The sequence below is a fragment of the Paracoccus spongiarum genome (genome assembly GCF_030732095.1).
Classification (GTDB): Bacteria; Pseudomonadota; Alphaproteobacteria; order Rhodobacterales; family Rhodobacteraceae; genus Paracoccus; species Paracoccus spongiarum.
Window position 1 is genome coordinate 172941 of record NZ_JAVAMQ010000003.1, and the last position, 16760, is coordinate 189700.

The 16760-nt window shown below is 64.2% G+C and carries 18 protein-coding genes; 13 read left to right on the forward strand and 5 right to left on the reverse strand.

Annotation, left to right across the window (positions count from 1 at the left end; genetic code table 11):
- Positions 1-301 precede the first annotated feature (301 nt).
- Genes Q5Y72_RS04630 through Q5Y72_RS04650 form a run of 5 tightly spaced genes read right to left on the reverse strand, consistent with a single transcriptional unit; the run spans position 302 to position 5808 of the window.
- Entirely contained in the window at positions 302-1906 is a 1605-nt protein-coding gene (locus Q5Y72_RS04630) for an FGGY-family carbohydrate kinase (protein ID WP_305962223.1), read from the reverse strand.
- Positions 1907-1916: 10 nt separating this feature from the next.
- A complete protein-coding gene (locus Q5Y72_RS04635; protein ID WP_305962224.1) occupies positions 1917-2645 on the reverse strand; it encodes an SDR family oxidoreductase in 729 nt (242 codons plus the stop codon).
- Between the two features lie 13 nt (positions 2646-2658).
- Positions 2659-3906 carry a sugar ABC transporter permease gene (locus tag Q5Y72_RS04640; RefSeq protein ID WP_305962225.1) on the reverse strand — a complete coding sequence of 416 codons (1248 nt, stop codon included), beginning with the start codon at positions 3904-3906 and terminating at the stop codon, positions 2659-2661.
- Entirely contained in the window at positions 3903-4700 is a 798-nt protein-coding gene (locus tag Q5Y72_RS04645; protein WP_305962226.1) for an ATP-binding cassette domain-containing protein, read from the reverse strand. The genes Q5Y72_RS04640 and Q5Y72_RS04645 overlap by 4 nt, the downstream gene beginning before the upstream one ends.
- A 58-nt stretch (positions 4701-4758) precedes the next feature.
- Positions 4759-5808 (reverse strand): ABC transporter substrate-binding protein, encoded by a 1050-nt coding sequence (locus tag Q5Y72_RS04650; protein WP_371930759.1) that lies wholly within the window; start codon positions 5806-5808, stop codon positions 4759-4761.
- Positions 5809-6044: 236 nt separating this feature from the next.
- On the opposite strand from Q5Y72_RS04650, the gene Q5Y72_RS04655 reads away from it, so the two are divergent.
- The 13 genes from Q5Y72_RS04655 to Q5Y72_RS04715 all read left to right on the forward strand — a co-directional run bounded on the left by Q5Y72_RS04655 (position 6045) and on the right by Q5Y72_RS04715 (position 16759).
- On the forward strand, positions 6045-7058 hold the full coding sequence (locus Q5Y72_RS04655; RefSeq protein ID WP_305962364.1) for a helix-turn-helix transcriptional regulator: 1014 nt from the start codon (positions 6045-6047) through the stop codon (positions 7056-7058).
- 535 nt (positions 7059-7593) lie between these two features.
- Positions 7594-8805 carry a tyrosine-type recombinase/integrase gene (locus Q5Y72_RS04660; RefSeq protein ID WP_305962228.1) on the forward strand — a complete coding sequence of 404 codons (1212 nt, stop codon included), beginning with the start codon at positions 7594-7596 and terminating at the stop codon, positions 8803-8805.
- Between the two features lie 2 nt (positions 8806-8807).
- Positions 8808-9422 carry a hypothetical protein gene (locus Q5Y72_RS04665; RefSeq protein ID WP_305962229.1) on the forward strand — a complete coding sequence of 205 codons (615 nt, stop codon included), beginning with the start codon at positions 8808-8810 and terminating at the stop codon, positions 9420-9422.
- Positions 9423-9512: 90 nt separating this feature from the next.
- Complete coding sequence (locus Q5Y72_RS04670; protein WP_305962230.1) at positions 9513-9716, forward strand: helix-turn-helix transcriptional regulator; 204 nt, start codon at positions 9513-9515, stop codon at positions 9714-9716.
- Positions 9716-9931 carry a hypothetical protein gene (locus Q5Y72_RS04675; protein ID WP_305962231.1) on the forward strand — a complete coding sequence of 72 codons (216 nt, stop codon included), beginning with the start codon at positions 9716-9718 and terminating at the stop codon, positions 9929-9931. The genes Q5Y72_RS04670 and Q5Y72_RS04675 overlap by 1 nt, the downstream gene beginning before the upstream one ends.
- Entirely contained in the window at positions 9928-10143 is a 216-nt protein-coding gene (locus Q5Y72_RS04680; RefSeq protein WP_305962232.1) for a hypothetical protein, read from the forward strand. The genes Q5Y72_RS04675 and Q5Y72_RS04680 overlap by 4 nt, the downstream gene beginning before the upstream one ends.
- A complete protein-coding gene (locus tag Q5Y72_RS04685; RefSeq protein ID WP_305962233.1) occupies positions 10140-11219 on the forward strand; it encodes a bifunctional DNA primase/polymerase in 1080 nt (359 codons plus the stop codon). Before Q5Y72_RS04680 ends, Q5Y72_RS04685 begins: the two co-directional genes overlap by 4 nt.
- Positions 11220-11351: 132 nt before the next feature.
- A complete protein-coding gene (locus Q5Y72_RS04690; RefSeq protein ID WP_305962234.1) occupies positions 11352-11702 on the forward strand; it encodes a head-tail connector protein in 351 nt (116 codons plus the stop codon).
- Positions 11699-12055, forward strand: a complete 357-nt coding sequence (locus Q5Y72_RS04695; RefSeq protein ID WP_305962235.1) for an HNH endonuclease — start codon at positions 11699-11701, stop codon at positions 12053-12055. The genes Q5Y72_RS04690 and Q5Y72_RS04695 overlap by 4 nt, the downstream gene beginning before the upstream one ends.
- A 76-nt stretch (positions 12056-12131) precedes the next feature.
- Entirely contained in the window at positions 12132-13676 is a 1545-nt protein-coding gene (locus Q5Y72_RS04700; RefSeq protein ID WP_305962236.1) for a terminase large subunit, read from the forward strand.
- Positions 13677-13783: 107 nt separating this feature from the next.
- The gene (locus Q5Y72_RS04705) at positions 13784-15019 is read left to right on the forward strand and encodes a phage major capsid protein (protein WP_305962237.1); all 1236 of its coding nucleotides are present in this window, start codon (positions 13784-13786) and stop codon (positions 15017-15019) included.
- Complete coding sequence (locus Q5Y72_RS04710; protein ID WP_305962238.1) at positions 14964-15536, forward strand: HK97 family phage prohead protease; 573 nt, start codon at positions 14964-14966, stop codon at positions 15534-15536. Before Q5Y72_RS04705 ends, Q5Y72_RS04710 begins: the two co-directional genes overlap by 56 nt.
- A complete protein-coding gene (locus tag Q5Y72_RS04715; RefSeq protein WP_305962239.1) occupies positions 15533-16759 on the forward strand; it encodes a phage portal protein in 1227 nt (408 codons plus the stop codon). The genes Q5Y72_RS04710 and Q5Y72_RS04715 overlap by 4 nt, the downstream gene beginning before the upstream one ends.
- The last annotated feature ends 1 nt before the right edge of the window (position 16760 follow it).

Sequence of the window (16760 nt, forward strand, 5' to 3'; positions counted from 1 at the left end):
GCCCTGCATGATCGCTGAACGCCGCAGCCATCGATGCCCCCAAGACCGCCGCAGCCATCGATGCCCCCAAGACCGCCGGCACAGGCGGGGCGGGACCCGCAGCCGTGACGGAACGCGGTCCAGCGGGTCATGTTGCACCAGCCCTCTGCTGACCGGCCGGATGCTTTCCGTGGCCGGACGTCTCCTGCGACCTCCGGCCAAAGGGGCGCCATGGCGCGCCGATTGACAGCCGGTCGGGACGCGCTGCGGGCGAGCGGCTCACGTCCGCCGACCGAGGTTGCAGCTTCGCCGGCGCGGCCGTTCAGGCCTCGCGCGCTTCGCGCATGACGGATTGCAGGCGGCGGAAGGTCGCGAAGCGGGCGTCATGGACAAGGCTGGCCGAGGGCTCGGGAAGATAGTCCCGTGCCGGACGCGACATGGCGGACATCGCCTGCACCATGTCCGTGAACCGCCCCGACGCGACGGCACCCAGGATGGCGGATCCCAGAAGAACCGGTTCGGCCGCCTCGCTGGACAGGACCGGCTTGCGCGTTCCGTCGGCCAGCAACTGGCGCACAAGGTCCGACTGCCCTGCACCGCCCGAAATCACGATCCGGTCGATCGGCGCGCCAGCCTTGTCCTGAGCCTCGATGATCTGGCGCAGGCCGTAGGCCACGCCGCAAAGCCCGGCCACATACAGCGATATCAGGCTGTCCAGATCGCGCTGCATGCCCAGCCCGGCAATGACGGCGCGGGCATGGGGATCGGCAAAGGGCGCGCGATTGCCCAGGAACTCGGGCACGACGTGAAGCCCTTCGGCAAGCGCCACGGCATCGGACAGCGTCGCGAGCCTTCGGGCTGCGCCGTGGGCAAGCCATACGGGCAACGGCTGGCCCTCGGCCTTGGCACGCGCCTCGGCCTCCGGCGCGGCGGGGTGGAAGGCCACAAGCTGGTCGATCGCGGCGCCGGCGGCCGACTGGCCGCCTTCGTTCAGCCACATGCCGGGCACCATCGCCTGGTAATAGGGGCCCCAGACGCCGGGAACGAAGACCGGATCCCGCGTCGTCGTCATGGTGCAGGACGAGGTGCCGAAGACATAGGCCAGGTTGCTTTCCGCACCGCCGGACAGCCCGACTGTCCCGATGCCGCCGGCATGGGCGTCGATCAGCCCTGCCGCCACCGGAATGCCCGGCCGCAGGCCAAGATCCGCCGCGGCTTGGTCCGTCAGCCCGGCCCCGAGCGGTGTTCCGGGCGGAACGACCCGCTGCCCGATGCGGCGGAAATGGTCATCCGCCAGATCCTCCAGCCCGATGCTGCGGAAATAGGTCGGGTCCCACCGATCCTCATGCGCCAGATAGGTCCATTTGCATGTGACCGTGCAGCTTGACCTGGCCTCGTCGCCTGTCGCCCGCCAGCCCAGATAATCTGCCAGGTCGAAGAAATGCCCGGCCTCCTCGTAGGTCCGGGGCATGTTCTCGCGCAGCCATAGAAGCTTTGGCGTCTCCATCTCGGGCGAGATCACGTCGCCCACATAGCGCAGCACCGGGTGGCCTTGCGCGTTGATCCGCTCGGCCTGGAGGACGGCGCGGTGGTCCATCCAGACGATGATGTTGCGTCGGTCCTCGCCCGAGGCGCTGACGCTGAGAGGGCGTCCGGCCCGGTCCAGAACCACCAGCGAACAGGTCGCGTCGAAGCCGATGCCGGCGATGCGGGCCGGATCGATGCCGGCCCCGGCCACCGCCTCGCGCGTGGCGGCGCAGACGGCGGACCAGATGTCGTTGCTGGATTGTTCGGCGATATCGGCACCCTCTTGCCACATGGCGATGCCGCGCCTGGCGCTGGACAGCATGTGGCCGGCCGCGTCGAACAGCCCGGCCCGCGCGCTGCCGGTGCCCACGTCGATGCCCAGAAAGATCGCGTCCGTCATGCCCGGCCCCCTACAGATCGACGCTGTTCGGCAGGATGACCAGATCGCGGATCACCACGTTGCGGGGGCGTGTCAGCATGAACATCACCGCCTCGGCGACCTCGGTCGGCTGCATCAGGGAACCGTTCGCCAGCGCCTCCTCCATCTTCGCCCTGGGCCAGTCGTCCAGCAGCGCGGTCACGACCGGGCCGGGCAGGACGGCGCCCATGCGGATGCCATGTTGCGAAACCTGCCGCCGCGTGGCGTGCAGGAAGGCCTGCACCGCGAATTTCGATGCGGTATAGACCGGCTCCCATACCACCGGGACGACGCCCGCCACCGAGGACGTGAAGATGATGTCGCCCGTCCTGCGCGCGATCATGCCGGGCAGGACCGCCCGCACGCTGCGGAAGGCCGCGTTGATGTTGAGGTTCAGCATCACGTCCCAGGCGTCGGGATCGCCCTCGGCCGCGGCGCCGCCGACATAGGCGCCGGCATTGGCGTGGAAGATGTCCACGGGACCGGCGATGTCCTCGATCCTGTCGGCCAGCGCATCGACCTGCGGACCGTCCAGCAGGTTCGCGACCAGGGGCCTGGCCGCTGGGCCAAGCGTGTCGCACAGGCTTTCCAGCCGGTCGGCGGCGCGGTCGATCAGCACGACCGTCGCCCCCGCCCCCAGCATCGCCCGGGCACATTCGAGACCGATCCCCGAGGCCGCGCCGGTGACGGCCGCGACCTTTCCGTTCAGGTGACTGCTCATCTCTTGTCCTTCCTCAGGCACGGCCATGGCTTGCGCGCGACTGCCGCGCCAGCGAGTCGACGATGACGGCAATGGCCAGAACCCCGCCGGTGATCATGTAGCGCAGGGACGAGCTGAGGTTCAGCAGCGTCAGCCCGTTCGAGATCGCCTGGATCACGATCACCCCCAGCAGCGCCGACCAGGCCGAGCCGCGGCCGCCGAACAGCGAGGTTCCCCCGATCACCGCGGCGGCGATGGCGTTCAGGTTGACGTCGCCGGTTCCCGCCTGCTGGCTGGACGATGCCAGCCGCGATGCCGCCAGCATCCCACCAAGCGCCGCCAGCGTCGAACACAGCATGAAGGCCGACATGCGGATGCGATTGACATTGATGCCCGACCGGCGCGCGGCCTCGCGGTTGCCGCCGACAGCGAACATGGCGCGGCCCCATTGCGTGCGCGTCAGGGCATAGTTCATCGCGATGACCAGCATCACGAACAGGCCGAACATCCACGGAATGCCGCGACCCTGGTTCAGGTAATGGACGGTAAACAGCAGCAACAGCGTCAGGATGGCGACCCTGGCCAGCAGCACCGACATGCCGCCGGGGTTGGACAGGTTGACCGCCGCCCGCCGGCGCATCCGGTCCAGCCCCAGCCACAGCATCAGGGCACCGGGCGCAAGCGCCAGCAGATAGCTGAACCAGGCGGGCATGACATGGATCTGTCCGAACCGGACCATGAACGATGCATAGGGCAGGTTGATCGATCCGGTCGCTCCCAGCAGGTAAAGCTGCAGGCCCAGCATCGCGAGAAGCCCGGCCAGCGTTGACACGAAGCTGGGCATGCCGAAGCGGTTCAGCAGCGTTGCGTAGACAAGGCCCATGAAGGCGCCGGCCGCCAGGGCCACGAGGATGGCCAGCGGCACCGGCAGTCCCATCTTGACCCAGATCACCCCCAGGATGGCCGAGGCGAGGCCGCTTATTGATCCGACGGACAGGTCGATCTCGCCCAGGATCAGGACGCAGACGATACCGAGCGAGATGCAGCCGACCGCGGCGGCGTCGAACAGCAGGTTCGCAAGGTTGTTCGGCGCCAGAAAGACCGGATTGAGCGACCAGAACACGGTCGCGATCAGGATCAGGCCGACGATCACCGGCAGCATGCCCAGATCGCCCGACCGCACCCGGTCGATGAAGCCGCGGATCGCGCCGGTTATGCCCTCGTCGTGACGCACCCGGCTGTCCGACCGATCCAGGGCAGGTTGGCTTTTGGTGTCGCTCATGTCGCTTCCCCCACTTCTTCAAGCTTGCGCGCCTGACGGCGAGACACGGCATTCTCGGTTGCCCCGGTGATCGCCGAGATCAGGTCCGAGTTGGAATCCTCGGCCGTGAAGACGCCGTTGTTGCGACCGAGGCGCAGCACGACGATGCGGTCGGCGACCGCGCGCACGTCCTCCATGTTGTGCGAGATCAGGATCACGCCCAGGCCCCGGTCGCGCACCCGCTCGATCAGGTTCAGCACCTCGGCAGTCTGGGCGACCCCCAAGGCGGCGGTCGGCTCGTCCAGCATGATGATCCGCGGGTCGGTCAGCAGCGACCGCGCGATGGCGACCGTCTGGCGCTGTCCGCCCGACAGCGAAGCGATCGGCTCGCGAACCGAGGGGATGCGCGCCGACAATTCGCGCAGCAGGGTCCATGCCTGAACCTCCATCTGCACCTCGTCCAGCGCCCAGGGGGACAGTTCCTGGCCGAGGAACAGGTTTGCCACCACGTCCAGATTCTCGCACAGTGCAAGATCCTGGAACACGGTGGCGATGCCCAGCTCGATCGCCCGGCCGGGGCTGTCCATCGTCACCGGCTTGCCCATGAATTCGATCGTCCCGCCGGTCGGTTGGTGAACGCCCGCCAGCACCTTGACCAGCGTCGACTTGCCCGCGCCATTGTCGCCGACCAGCGCGACCACTTCGCCGGGATGAACATCCAGTTCGATATCCGTCAGGGCCTGCACCGCGCCGAATTGCTTCGACACGCCGCGCAACTTCAGGATGGGCTGCGAAGAGCTTGGGCTCTCGGCCATCACGTGCCTCCTTCCATGAGGGGGAATGCGCGCGCGCACCGGCGCGCGCAGCGTTGATCTACTGGAGGATTCCCAGTTCCCGGCAGGCGTCCGCATAATCGGCGGTGCAGACTTCCTCCGGGGTCTGGATGCCCTTGTCGAAAATCTCGGCCTTGATGTTCTCGCGCGTGACGACCGCGGGCACGAACAGTTCCGAGGGGGTGTCGTACAGCGTGGTCTTTGCCTCGGGCGTCTCGCCCTTCAGGAAGGTCACCGCGACCTCGGCCGCGGCGCGGGCCACGATCTCGGAGGGTTTCGAGATCGTGTTGTACTGGTCGCCCGCGATGATCAGCTGCAGCGCGGCGATGGTCGCGTCGTTGCCGGTGACGGGCGGCAGCGGATCGACGCCCGCGGCCTTCAGCGCGGCGATGGCGCCGCCCGCGGTGCCGTCATTGGCCGCCACGATGCCCTTGATGTCGGCGCCAAAGCGGTTGATCTGCCCGGCCGCGAATTCCTGTGCCTTCGGCGGCGCCCAATCGGGCGTGTCGTATTCGGCCAGCGTCTTGTAATCCGAACCGTCAAGCGCCGCGTCGATGCCGTCGCGGATCAGCCCGGCGGCGGCATCGGTGGGCGAGCCGTTGATCTGCAGCACCCCCGCACCGGCTTCCACGCCCTCGGCCTTCATGTGATCGACCAGGGATTGCGCGATCGCCTGGCCGATCCCCTTGTTGTCGAAGGACACATAGTAATCCGCCGGCATGTCCGGGATCGGGCGGTCATAGGCGATGATCTTCACGTCCTGCGACTGGGCCATCTGGACCAGACCCGCCGCCGCGGCCGAATCGACCGGATCCAGCACCACGATCTTCGCGCCCTGCGCGATGACCGAGTTGAACTGCTGCTGCTGCAGCGACACGTCGCCATTGGCGTTCTGATAGATCACCGTGCAGTCCGCGCACAACTCCTCGAGCGCGGCCTTGAAGCCGGGAAAGTCGTGCTGCTCGTAGCGGGTCGACGCCTGGTCGGGCATGAGGAAGGCGATGGTCGCCGCCTCCTGTGCCAGCGCCGTGCCGCCCAACAGGACCGTCATCGACAGTGACGTTGCTGCCAGAGAAATCCGAAATGTCATCCTTGCTTGCTCCCAAATCGGGGCCCTGACCATCGCCGAGCTGCGCCGCGACATCACGGCGATCAAGTCGGCAGATGGACACCTCCCCCAATGCACCGGCGCATTCTCCCCCGATTGCGCCATCGATACAGCATCCATGCTCAATCGATGAAGCTAGATTGCTATGGCTTCCATTTCCTGTCAAGCTGACTCTTGTGGCCAGTGGTGCCACGACAGTGGCTTTCAGTCGGGGACCCATGGTTCAAAGCGGTAGCAGCCCATCAAGGCGAACCACGATCTACGATCTGGCGCAGATTGCTGGCACCAGCCCAAGCGCGGTCAGCGCGATCCTGAACGGCACCTGGAGAAAGCGCCGGATCAGCGCGCGCCTTGCCGAACATGTCGGGCGAATTGCCGAGGAGCAGGGCTATGCCGTCAATCTTCAGGCAAGCCTGCTGCGTCGGGATCGCTCTCGGATCGTCGGCATGATCATCCCTAAATACGACAACCGCTATTTCGGCGCCATCGCCGAGCAGTTCGAGGCGAGGGCCCGAGAACGCGGCCTGTTTCCGGTCATCACCTGCACCCAGCGCGACCCCGCCCTGGAGGTCGAGGCCGCGCGCGAGATGATTTCCTATCAGGCCGAATGTCTCATCGCGACGGGCGCCACCGATCCGGACCGCATTGCCGGTGTCTGCGCGCCCGCCGGGGTTCGAAGCATCAATCTGGACCTGCCCGGAACCGCGATGCCTTCGGTGGTCTCCGACAATTTCGAGGGCGCGCGGGACCTGACCCTGCGCATCCTGGACCGTGTGGAACGCGATTTCGGCGGCCTCGCGCCGCTGTATTTCATCGGGGGGCGCGCCCAGGATCACAACACCCGTGAGCGCCTGCGGGGCTTCATGGCCGCCCATGCCGCGCGGGGCCTGACTGTTCCGTCTGACCGCTGCATCATGCACGGCTATTCCGCAACCAAGACCGAAGCGGCGCTTGCCGGCATCCGGGTCACGGAACATGGCGGCTTCTTCGTGAACTCGACCATCGCGCTGGAGGGGGTGGTCCGGTGGATCTACACTCCTCCGCAATCCCCCGGCCTGTTTCGCTTTGGCTGCTTCGACTGGGATCCCTTTGCCCGCTTCCTGCCTCAGAACATCGGCATGATGCGCCAGGATGTCGACGCCATGCTGACGGCGGTCTTCGATCTGATGGACCATCCGCCCGCCGGTGCGGTGCGCATCCAGACGCCGTGCATCTTTGAGCCGGTGGACTGACAGGCGCGTCTGCCCGGTGCTCGTCGAACATGGCCGGTCGTTCTGCGCGATCGCGCGCGAGACGGGCGGTCAAGACGGTGCCGGCGTCGTTCCCGCAGCCGCCGTCACCTGCCGGGCTCCGAGGGCCGGGCCCGCGCCGGAGATCTGCCGGAACCAGAGATCCGCGACAAGGGGCGAGACCGCGAACCAACGGCCGGTCAGGTCCGCCGGTGGCCGCGCTGCGACAGGCCGTCGGACCGGATGCGCGCGGTGGCCCATCCCGGTCGACGCCCGGGACCGGGTGCAGTCACCGTGGCGGCAAATGCCGTCGTCGAAGAGGATCTGGTGGAGCCAAGGGGAGTCGAACCCCTGACCTCTTGAATGCCATTCAAAAATCGGGCCAAAACGAGCGCCAACAAATCATAACATCACACGTCAAAATGACGCAGTAAAATAAGGATATTGCGCCATTCGTTAGGTTGCGTTACTAACTCTGGGGAACAAGGGCTATCGCCTATTCTGTTCCCCAGTTTGTTCCCCAGACGGACCTTTTGACATGAAGCTGACCGCCGCGACCGTCGATAAGATGCAGCCGACCGACAAGCGCCAGGAGATCCCCGACGCGCTTTGCACCGGCCTTTATTTCGTTGTGCAACCGACCGGAAAGAAGGGCTGGCAGGTCCGCTATAGGCACGGGGGAACACACCGCAGAATGACGCTTGGGGCATATCCGGTCCTGTCGCTGTCAGAAGCCCGTCAGAGGGCGCGGGACGCGCTGGCAGCGGCGTCAGAGGGGCGCGACCCGGCTGGCGAGGTCAAGGACGCCAAAGCCGCGAAGAAGCCCGATGCCGACCGCGACAAGCTGTCAAATGTGATAGACCTGTTCATGAAGCGCCACGCCAGCCGCAACCGTCGTGGCGACGATGTGCTTGCCATGTTCCGGCGCGAGATCATGGACAAATGGGGCGACCGGGATATTCACAGCATTACTAAGCGGGACGTGATCGACGTTCTGGACGGTATCGTCGACCGAGGCAGTCCAGTGACCGCGAACCGCCTTCGGGCGCATTTGAACACGCTGTTCAATTGGGCGAAGGGCAGGGACATTATCGAGGTGAACGCGATGGACGGCGTCAGGCCGCCTGCGCCCGAAAAGCCCCGCAACCGCGTCCTGACCGACGACGAAATCAGACTGTTCTGGAATGCCTGCGACGGGCTTGGCTATCCGTTCGGGCCGATCTACCGGCTGCTGTTGCTGACCGGGCAGCGGCTGCGCGAGGTCGCGGAAATGACGTGGCGCGAGATCGACGGCGACACTTGGACGCTGCCAGAGGCTAGAAGCAAGAACGCGGACGAACACACCGTGCCTCTGTCGCAAGATGCGCAGGCGCTGCTGGCCGGTCTGCCGCGCATCGGCGGGCGCTATGTTTTCACCACGACCGGCAACAGCCCCGTGTCAGGCTTCACCCGCGCCAAGGAGCGCGTTGATAAGCTGATGGCCGAGGCGTCCGACGATCCGATCCCGGCTTTCACGATTCATGATCTGCGCCGCACAGCTGCGACCGGCATGGCAGGGCTGCGCTTTCCGCCGCATGTGGTCGAGGCTATTCTGAACCATCGCAGCGGCACCCGGCGCGGCGTGGCGGGCGTCTATAACCGTCACGACTATGCCGACGAAAAGCGGGCCGCTCTGGACGCATGGGCGCGCTATGTCACGCAGCTTGTCGAGGACGAGCCGGGCAACATCGTGCGGATCGGGGGGCGGTGATCATGCAGACCCGTGGGCGCAAAACTCTGTCACTGACTCACGCGGGTGGATGGCTGCGTGACGAGTTGGACGCGAAGACGATTGCCAGCGTGCTACGGTCAAAGGTCCTGCCGCACGACGAAGGCTTGGTATCAGAGATGGCCGATTTCTTAAAGGATAGGTTGGCAATGATAGATCTGGCCCCGACTGTTCTGCGTGGATCAGAAAGGCAGATCGATAGGATAGAAAATGCAGCGAAAGAACTACTTGCCGCCATTCGGGCCTATAAAGATTTCGCTGAGGTATCTCTTTCGATAGAAGGCGAAATCGCCCAGATGGAGGGCGGACATCGCGGTTCACTACCGTTGTATCAGTGGTTGTTGCGCCTCGCCAAACTACGAGAACGATACTTCAGGAGCTATGATCCGGCCGCGAGCTACCATCGCACAATCCGTCGCCTTCATAGCATGATCAATAATGCTGGCGGCAATGTCGCGATCCATAAGACTTCCAGCTTTGTTCTGTTTCTCTGCGAGATCGAGGCCCTGCGACCCGGTTTGATCTTCCCGCCGGAGACCGTTGAATCCGGCCGCGCGCGCTACGTCGAAAACGCTCTGAGAGCAGGTTCCCCAAACTAGCGCCGCTTTCCGTCTTAATTTGGGAAATTCTCAAACCGCCAATCGTGTGAATATTGGGAAGCCTACCGCAACCAAACGTAGGCAACCCAAATGCAACACAAGCTGATTTCCGCAACCCGACTGCGTAACGAGGTCTTTGACGGCGCTTCGGACATGTGGCTCTGGCGTAAGCTGAATGATCCGACGCTGGAATTCCCCCAGCCGATCAGGATCGCAGGTCGCCGCTATTTCCGTGAAGCCGAGATTTTCGACTGGATCGAAAAGCAGGCCGACGAAGCGCGGGGTGCGATGTAATGGCCCTGAACTTCAAGGATATCGACGACCTCGTTTTGCTGAAACCGGACGGCGTTTTCCAGATCCAGCGCGACGGCGACCGCTATGTCATCGCCGTTCACCGCTTCGGCCAGCCCGACGAATTCATCACCTGCCTTTCGGCTGGCGATGCAAACCGCCGCCGCATGGAACTGACGGATGCGGGCATGACCGGCTTGATCGGAGATGCGCTGTGAACAACATCACCAAGCTTCCGACCGCCGCCGTCAGCTATTACACCGTCCATAAACGCGGCAGAGATTGGGCCGTGGTGTTGGTCACACCTTGCGAGGGAATGCGACCGATCAAGACCGCCTTGCGTGCTTATCGTGTCCGGGACGAGGCGGTTCAAGACGCCAAAGAAACCGCCGCACGGATGCAGCGCCCCTTTAAGGAGGCGCGCGGGTGAGCGCCTTTGCCAAGTGGCAACCCGAATATGCCGCACGAGGGATTGTCACTTTTCCGGTTCGCGACAAGAGGCCCTGCGTCAAAGGCTATTTGAAGCTGGGGCCGAAGGTTAGCGAGCAACTGGCGATCAGGTTCGCAGACGAGGCCGCTTTCGGCTTCGCCTGCAGCCGCAACAAGATCACCGTCTTGGACGTCGACGCGCCCGACGAGCGCCTGCTTGCCGACGCGCTGGACCGGCACGGGCCGACACCGCTGATTATCCGCTCTGGATCGGGCAACTTTCAGGCATGGTATTGTCACGGAGGCGAGCGCCGCCGCGTCCGCCCGGAACCCGACAAGCCGATTGACATATTGGGCGATGGTTTCGTCGTGGCGCCGCCGTCACGCAGCAGTAAGGGCAGATACGAGATCATTGCGGGCAGTCTCGACGATATCGCCAATCTGCCGATCATGCGGGCGTCCTTCGCCAAGGAAGCATATGAGGCGCTGCACCCGGAGGTCATGAACGGTCGCAACCAGCACAGCGATAGGGTTGGCCAACTTGGCCAACCCTCATTTGCCGATGACCAATCCGCCAAGACCGGACAATCCGCCCGCTCCATCCGCCGGGACGCCGAGCGCGGGCAGCGGAACGACACGCTTTTTCGCGAGGCGATGAAACAGGCGAAGGGTTGTCACCGGCTGGAAGAATTGATGGAGAAAACCATGCAGGCAAATGCGCAGCTTACCCAACCGCTACCAGCGGACGAGATCCTGAAGATTGTGGCGTCGGCATGGGGTTACGAATGTGAGGGCAAGAACTGGTTCGGCGTTGGCGGGCGTGTCGTATTCGCCGCGCGCGAGGTCGACGACCTGGCAGCACAAGACCCGCACGCCTATGCCCTGCTGGGGCTGCTGCGCCGCCATCATTGGGGCCGTGATTTCATTCTGGCGAAAGCCTATGCGGACGAACTGGGCTGGACCCTGCGCCGCTTCAAAGCCGCGCGCGACGAACTGCTGCAACGCAATCTGATTGTCTGCGTTCATGCGGGCGGGCGAGGACCAAACGATCCGCCGGTTTACCGCTTCCCGGAATAAGGGGTGCGATTTCACACCCCAATAAGAAACAATACACCCTTCTCTGTGTCTTCCTTCCTTCCTGCCGGGCGATTTCCAAGAACGACAGCATTGCTGACCTAATTGGCATCGGCTATACTGGACCTGCCCGTCGTGACGACGCGCCTGCCCATGGATGGACCAATGCCGCTGCCTGATCTGAACGACCTCAAAGCCTTTGCCCGCGTCGATGGCGATCATGAAGACTGGACCCTGAACACGCTGCTGCAATCGGCAGTCGAATTCGTCCAGACCGCGACGGGGCAGGATTTCACCGTCACCACACCCGACCGCGCCCGCGTCGCTGTCATGGCTCTGGCAGCGCACTGGTATGACAATCGCCTGCCTGTGGCCGAGGCCGTCAACGTGGTGCCGTTCCACGTTCGCAGCCTGATCCATCAACTGCGCGACTGGCAAGACCCTGCCGTCACCGAAGCCTTGGCTGAGGAAGACCCGGCACTGTGACTCGCTTTTACGACACAAGCCGCTGGCAGAAGTGCAGGCGCACGAAGCTGTCGCGCGATCCTGTCTGCGAGGGCTGCGAGGAACGGCTGGCCGCGCATGTGGATCATATCGTCCCGGTGAAGAATGGCGGCGCTGTCTGGAAGCCGGGCAATTGGCAATCGCTGTGCCAAGGGTGCCACAACGACAAGACCCATGCCGAGCGTCAGGGCAAGCCGTGGGTGGCGCCCAAGCATCGGGGCTGCGACGAGCATGGCAACCCGCGCGATCCGGGGCATCTGTGGAACGGGCCGAGGGGCGTTCAATCACGGGAAACCGGGGCGTCACACCCGCGTCCCCCCTCAAAACTGAATTAGTTGAGTAAATCGCATGGGATTGCGCGGGCCGGGGGCAAAGAAACGGAAGGGCGTTGAACCCGCCAAGGCGCGTCGCTTGCCATGGCTCAAGCGCGGGCTGTCGCGCGTCGAGCGTGTCATTGCCTTCATGGAATTCCTGCCGATCACCAAGGGCATCCTGGCCGGGCAGAAAATGACGCTGCTGCCCAATCAGCGGCAATTCATTGAACGCATTTACGGTAATGTCGACGCGGACGGCAGGCGGATCATCAGGACGGCGATCAAGAGCGAACCGCGCGGCAACGGCAAAACCGGCCTGATTGCCGGGTTGTGCCTCTGCCATCTGATCGGGCCGGAAGCGGAACAGCGGGGCGAGATTTACAGCGCGGCGGTCGACAAGAAACAGGCGTCGCTGCTGTTCAACGAAATGTCCGCCATCATCGAGGCGGTTCCCGAATTCGACGAGCGTTGCAACGTTCAGCGGTTTCACAAGATTATCGAGGTTCTGGACGGCGACGGCAAAGGCTCAATCTACGAGGCGCTGTCTGCCGACGTGCGGCGCGGTCACGGGCTGGCCCCTTCGCTGTGGGTTTATGACGAATATGCCCAGGTCCGCACGGATGAGTTGTTCGACAACCTGCAAACCGCACAGGGCAAGCGCAAGGAAAGCCTTGGCATCGTCATTTCGACGCAGGCGGCGACGGATCAGCATCCGCTGTCCATCCTGATCGACGACGCGGCGAAGGGCGAAGACCCGACCGTCTATCTGCAAATGTCTGCGGCACCGGAAGACGCGGACCCGTTCGACGAAACCGTCTGGCAGGCGGTCAATCCGGCATGGGGTATCTTTCTGGACCAGAAGGAATTCCGAAGCCAAGCGGAGCGGGCCAAGCGGGCGCCGTCATTCCTGCCGCGCTTCCTGAACTTGCGGTTGAATATGCGCGTCGAAAGTGAAGCCCGGTTCCTGGCTGCGACGGATTGGCGGGCGTGCGGCGCGGAAATCGACGTCGAGGCGTTGCAGGGGCGGCGCTGCTATCTCGGACTTGACCTGTCGTCGACAGTCGACCTGACCGCGCTGGCGGCTTTCTTCCCCGATACCGGCGATCTGCTGGCATGGTTCTGGAAGCCCAAGGACGGGCTGGACGAGGCCGAGCGGCTGGACCATGTGCCTTACAAGACATGGGTGCGGCAGGGCTTCATCGAGGCGACGCCGGGCAGGGCCATCGACAAGGGTTTTGTCGTCTGCCGTCTGGCCGAGATTGCGGCGCTGTATGACGTGCAGGGCGTTGCGTTCGACCGCTGGGGCATGAGGGAAGTCGAGCGGATCATGGCCGACGAGGGCGTCAAGCTGCCCATGGAAGCATGGGGGCAAGGCTATCAGGATATGGCGCCCGCGCTGGATGCGGTCGAAAAGCTGGTCCTGCAAGGCGAACTCAGGCACCCGAACAATCCGGTCCTGACCATGTGCGTCGCCAATGCCATCGCCACGCTGTCACCGGCAGGCGGTCGCAAGCTGGACAAGGCCAAAGCGACAGGCCGGATCGACGGGCTGCAAGCGGCGGCAATGGCAATCGGTCTGGCCGCAAGGACGCCCGCACCGAAGAAATCCGTCTATGCGCAACGTGGCGTTTTCGTTGCTTAATAACCCTTGTTAGGTCAGTATTATTGACTTATTATGGACCCGTTCGAACAGGCCCGTCGTGATGACGCGCTAGTCCCTGAGAAGGATACAGAATGAAGCTTCATGACTTGCAAGAACAGCGCAGTCAGGCGGTCGCGGAGATGCGCCGCTTGGCTGACGCCGTTGAAACCCGTGGCGACGACTATACCGCCGAAGAGGAAAAGCGTCACGCCGACCTCAAGAAAGACATCACCAATCTCGACGCGAAAATTCAGCGCGCCAAGGACATCGCCGACATCGAACGCAGTGCACCTGCCGTCGTGTCGGGCCGTGGTGATGGCGCCTATGAAGACCGCGCCCGCGATTTCAGTGTCACGACCGCGATCCGCGCCGCCATGGGCGAACGTGTGGACGATGGCCGGGAACGCGAACTCTCGACCGAACTGAAACGCCGTTCGGCGCGTGCCTTCACCGGCATTGCCGTCCCGGACGAAGTGTTCATGGAAAAGCGCACGCTGATGACCTCTGGCGCGGCGGCTGACCTTGTGCCGAACGTCCATCGCGGCGACCTGTTCATCGACATGCGCCGCAGCGCCATCATGACCGCGCGACTGGGCGCGACCGTGCTGGACGGACTGACCGGCACCATCGACATTCCCAAGCAAACCGCATCCTCGGCGGCTCAATGGGTGGCGGAAGACAGCGCGCTGACGGAAACCGACGCGAACTTCACCGACGTGAACCTTGCACCGAAGACCGTCGGCAGCCTGACCAGTTATTCCCGGCGCACGCTGATCAACGCCGTCCCTGCCGTCGAACAGCTTGTCCGTCGCGATCTGGCGGCTGTTGTGGCCCGTGCCATCGACTATCAGGCAATCTTCGGTGATGGCAGCGCAGGCACGCCGACGGGCGTCGTCAATGCCTCTGGCGTCGCGACCTCGACACTGGCGACCCCTAGCTGGGCCGAAGTGCTGGCAATGATTGCGGCGATCCAAAGCGAAGACGCCGACATCGGTTCGCTGAACTGGGCCATGAACCCGGCGGCGGTCGCCAAGCTGCGCGCCACGAACAAGGTCGCGGCGGAACCTGAACACGGCTTCCTGATGACCGAACCCGGCAGTCTGGCGGGCTATGGCGTCGGAACCTCGACCGCCATTCCCACGACCGCAACGCCAGACACGACCGTCATCTTCGGGGCATGGCCGCAACTGCTCATCGGTCGCTGGTCTGGCACCGACATTCTGGTCAACCCGTATGGCTCAGGCTATGCGGCGGGCCGTGTGCAGGTTCGCGCGATGCAGGATGTCGATGTCGCTGTCCGCCATGGCGAAAGCTTCGCCGTCGCGGCTGATCTGGCGGTCTGACATGGAGCGGCGGACGGCGATTGAACTCCGGGCCGCAGGGCGGAAGCTGGAAGGCTATGCCGCCATCTTCGGACAGGACGTGCGCATTCGGGACTTCACCGAAGTCATCCTGCCCGGCGCTTTCTCGCAAACACTGGCAGAGGGCAGGGACATCCTTGCCCTTGCCGATCACGATGCCCGCGCCGTTCTGGCCCGCACCCGATCCGGGACGCTGCGGCTTGCCGAAGACACGCGCGGGCTTCACTTCGAACTGGACGTCCCGAATACCAGCGCAGGCCGCGACATCCTCGAACTTGCGGATCGCGGCGATATTGGCGGGGCGTCTTTCGGATTCACTGTGAAGGATGAACGCTGGACGAACGACCGGCGCGAACTGCGGGCCATCAATCTTCACGAAGTCAGCATTGTCTCGGCGTTCCCTGCCTACGACGGGACAATAGTGCAGGCGAGGCGGCGGCTAGACGGATGGACTCCCCGACTGGTCGCTGCCCGCCGCTTTTTGGATTCCTGCCAATGAGCATCTTCGACCGCCTCCTTCGGCGCAATCGTCACGACGTCGTGACAACTGAAACCCGCGCATCGTCCTGGGACTTGCTGGCGAGCATGGGCCTGCCGACGCTGGCCGGGGGCTATATCGCGCCCGCCGTCATCGAAGGCAACGCCGCTGCCTTCAACGCCATCACCATCATCTCCGAGGCCGTGGCCGCGCTGCCGCTGAACGTCTATCGCAAGGACGGCGACGGCGTGCGCAATGCCGAGGCGTCGCATCCCGTGGCCCGACTGTTCGGTCACGCGCCGAACGATCTACAGACCCCGACGGAACTGGTCGCAATGATGCAGGCAAACTGCCTTGTCCATGGCGCGGCATATGCCGAGATCGAGCGCGACGGCAACGGGCGCCCTGCGGCGCTGTGGCCGATCCATCCGGGGCAAATCAGCATCGAGCGCATTCCCGGCACCCGCCGCATTCGCTATCAGGTCAGCGACGAAATCGGTTCCCGTCGCCTTTTGCCGGATGAAGTGTTCACTCTTCGCGACCGATGGGACTGCCCGTTCACGCCGCGCAGCCGCCTTGACCGTTGCCGCGAGGCGCTGGGCGGTTCCGTGGCGACTGAACGCTTCGCGCAATCGATCTGGCGCAACGGCGCCCGCCTGTCGGGCTTTGTGAAGCACCCGGAACAGATTGGCCCGGATGCCGCAAGGACGCTCAGGGACAGCCTGAACGCGCTTTACGGCGGGGCAGAGAATGCGGGCAAGATCGGCGTTCTGGAAGAAGGCAGCGACTGGGTGCCGGTATCATCAACCGCGCATGATGCCGAACTGTCCGAAGCCCGCCGTCTGGCCGTGCTGGAAGTGGCCCGTATCTTCAACGTCCCGGCGCCGCTGCTCAATGAACTGACCAACGCGAATTACAGCAATGTCGTAGAGATGCGGCGACAGTTTGCGGCGGGAACGGTGCAGCCTTGGCTGGTCCGCTGGGAAGAGGCGATCATGCGCGACCTGTTCAGCGAAGCAGGCCGTCGCAGCCATGAGGTCGAATTCGACACCGACCTGTTGGTCCGGGCCGATTATCTGACCCGCCTGCAAGGCTACCGCATCGGGCGCGAAACCGGGCTCTACAGCGCCAATGACCTGCGCCGCTTCGAGCATATGAACCCGCGCAGCGATGCCGACGCCGACGTCTTCCTCAGCCCGATGAACATGCAGTCCGAACAAAAGGCCGCACCCAAAGAGGAATAAG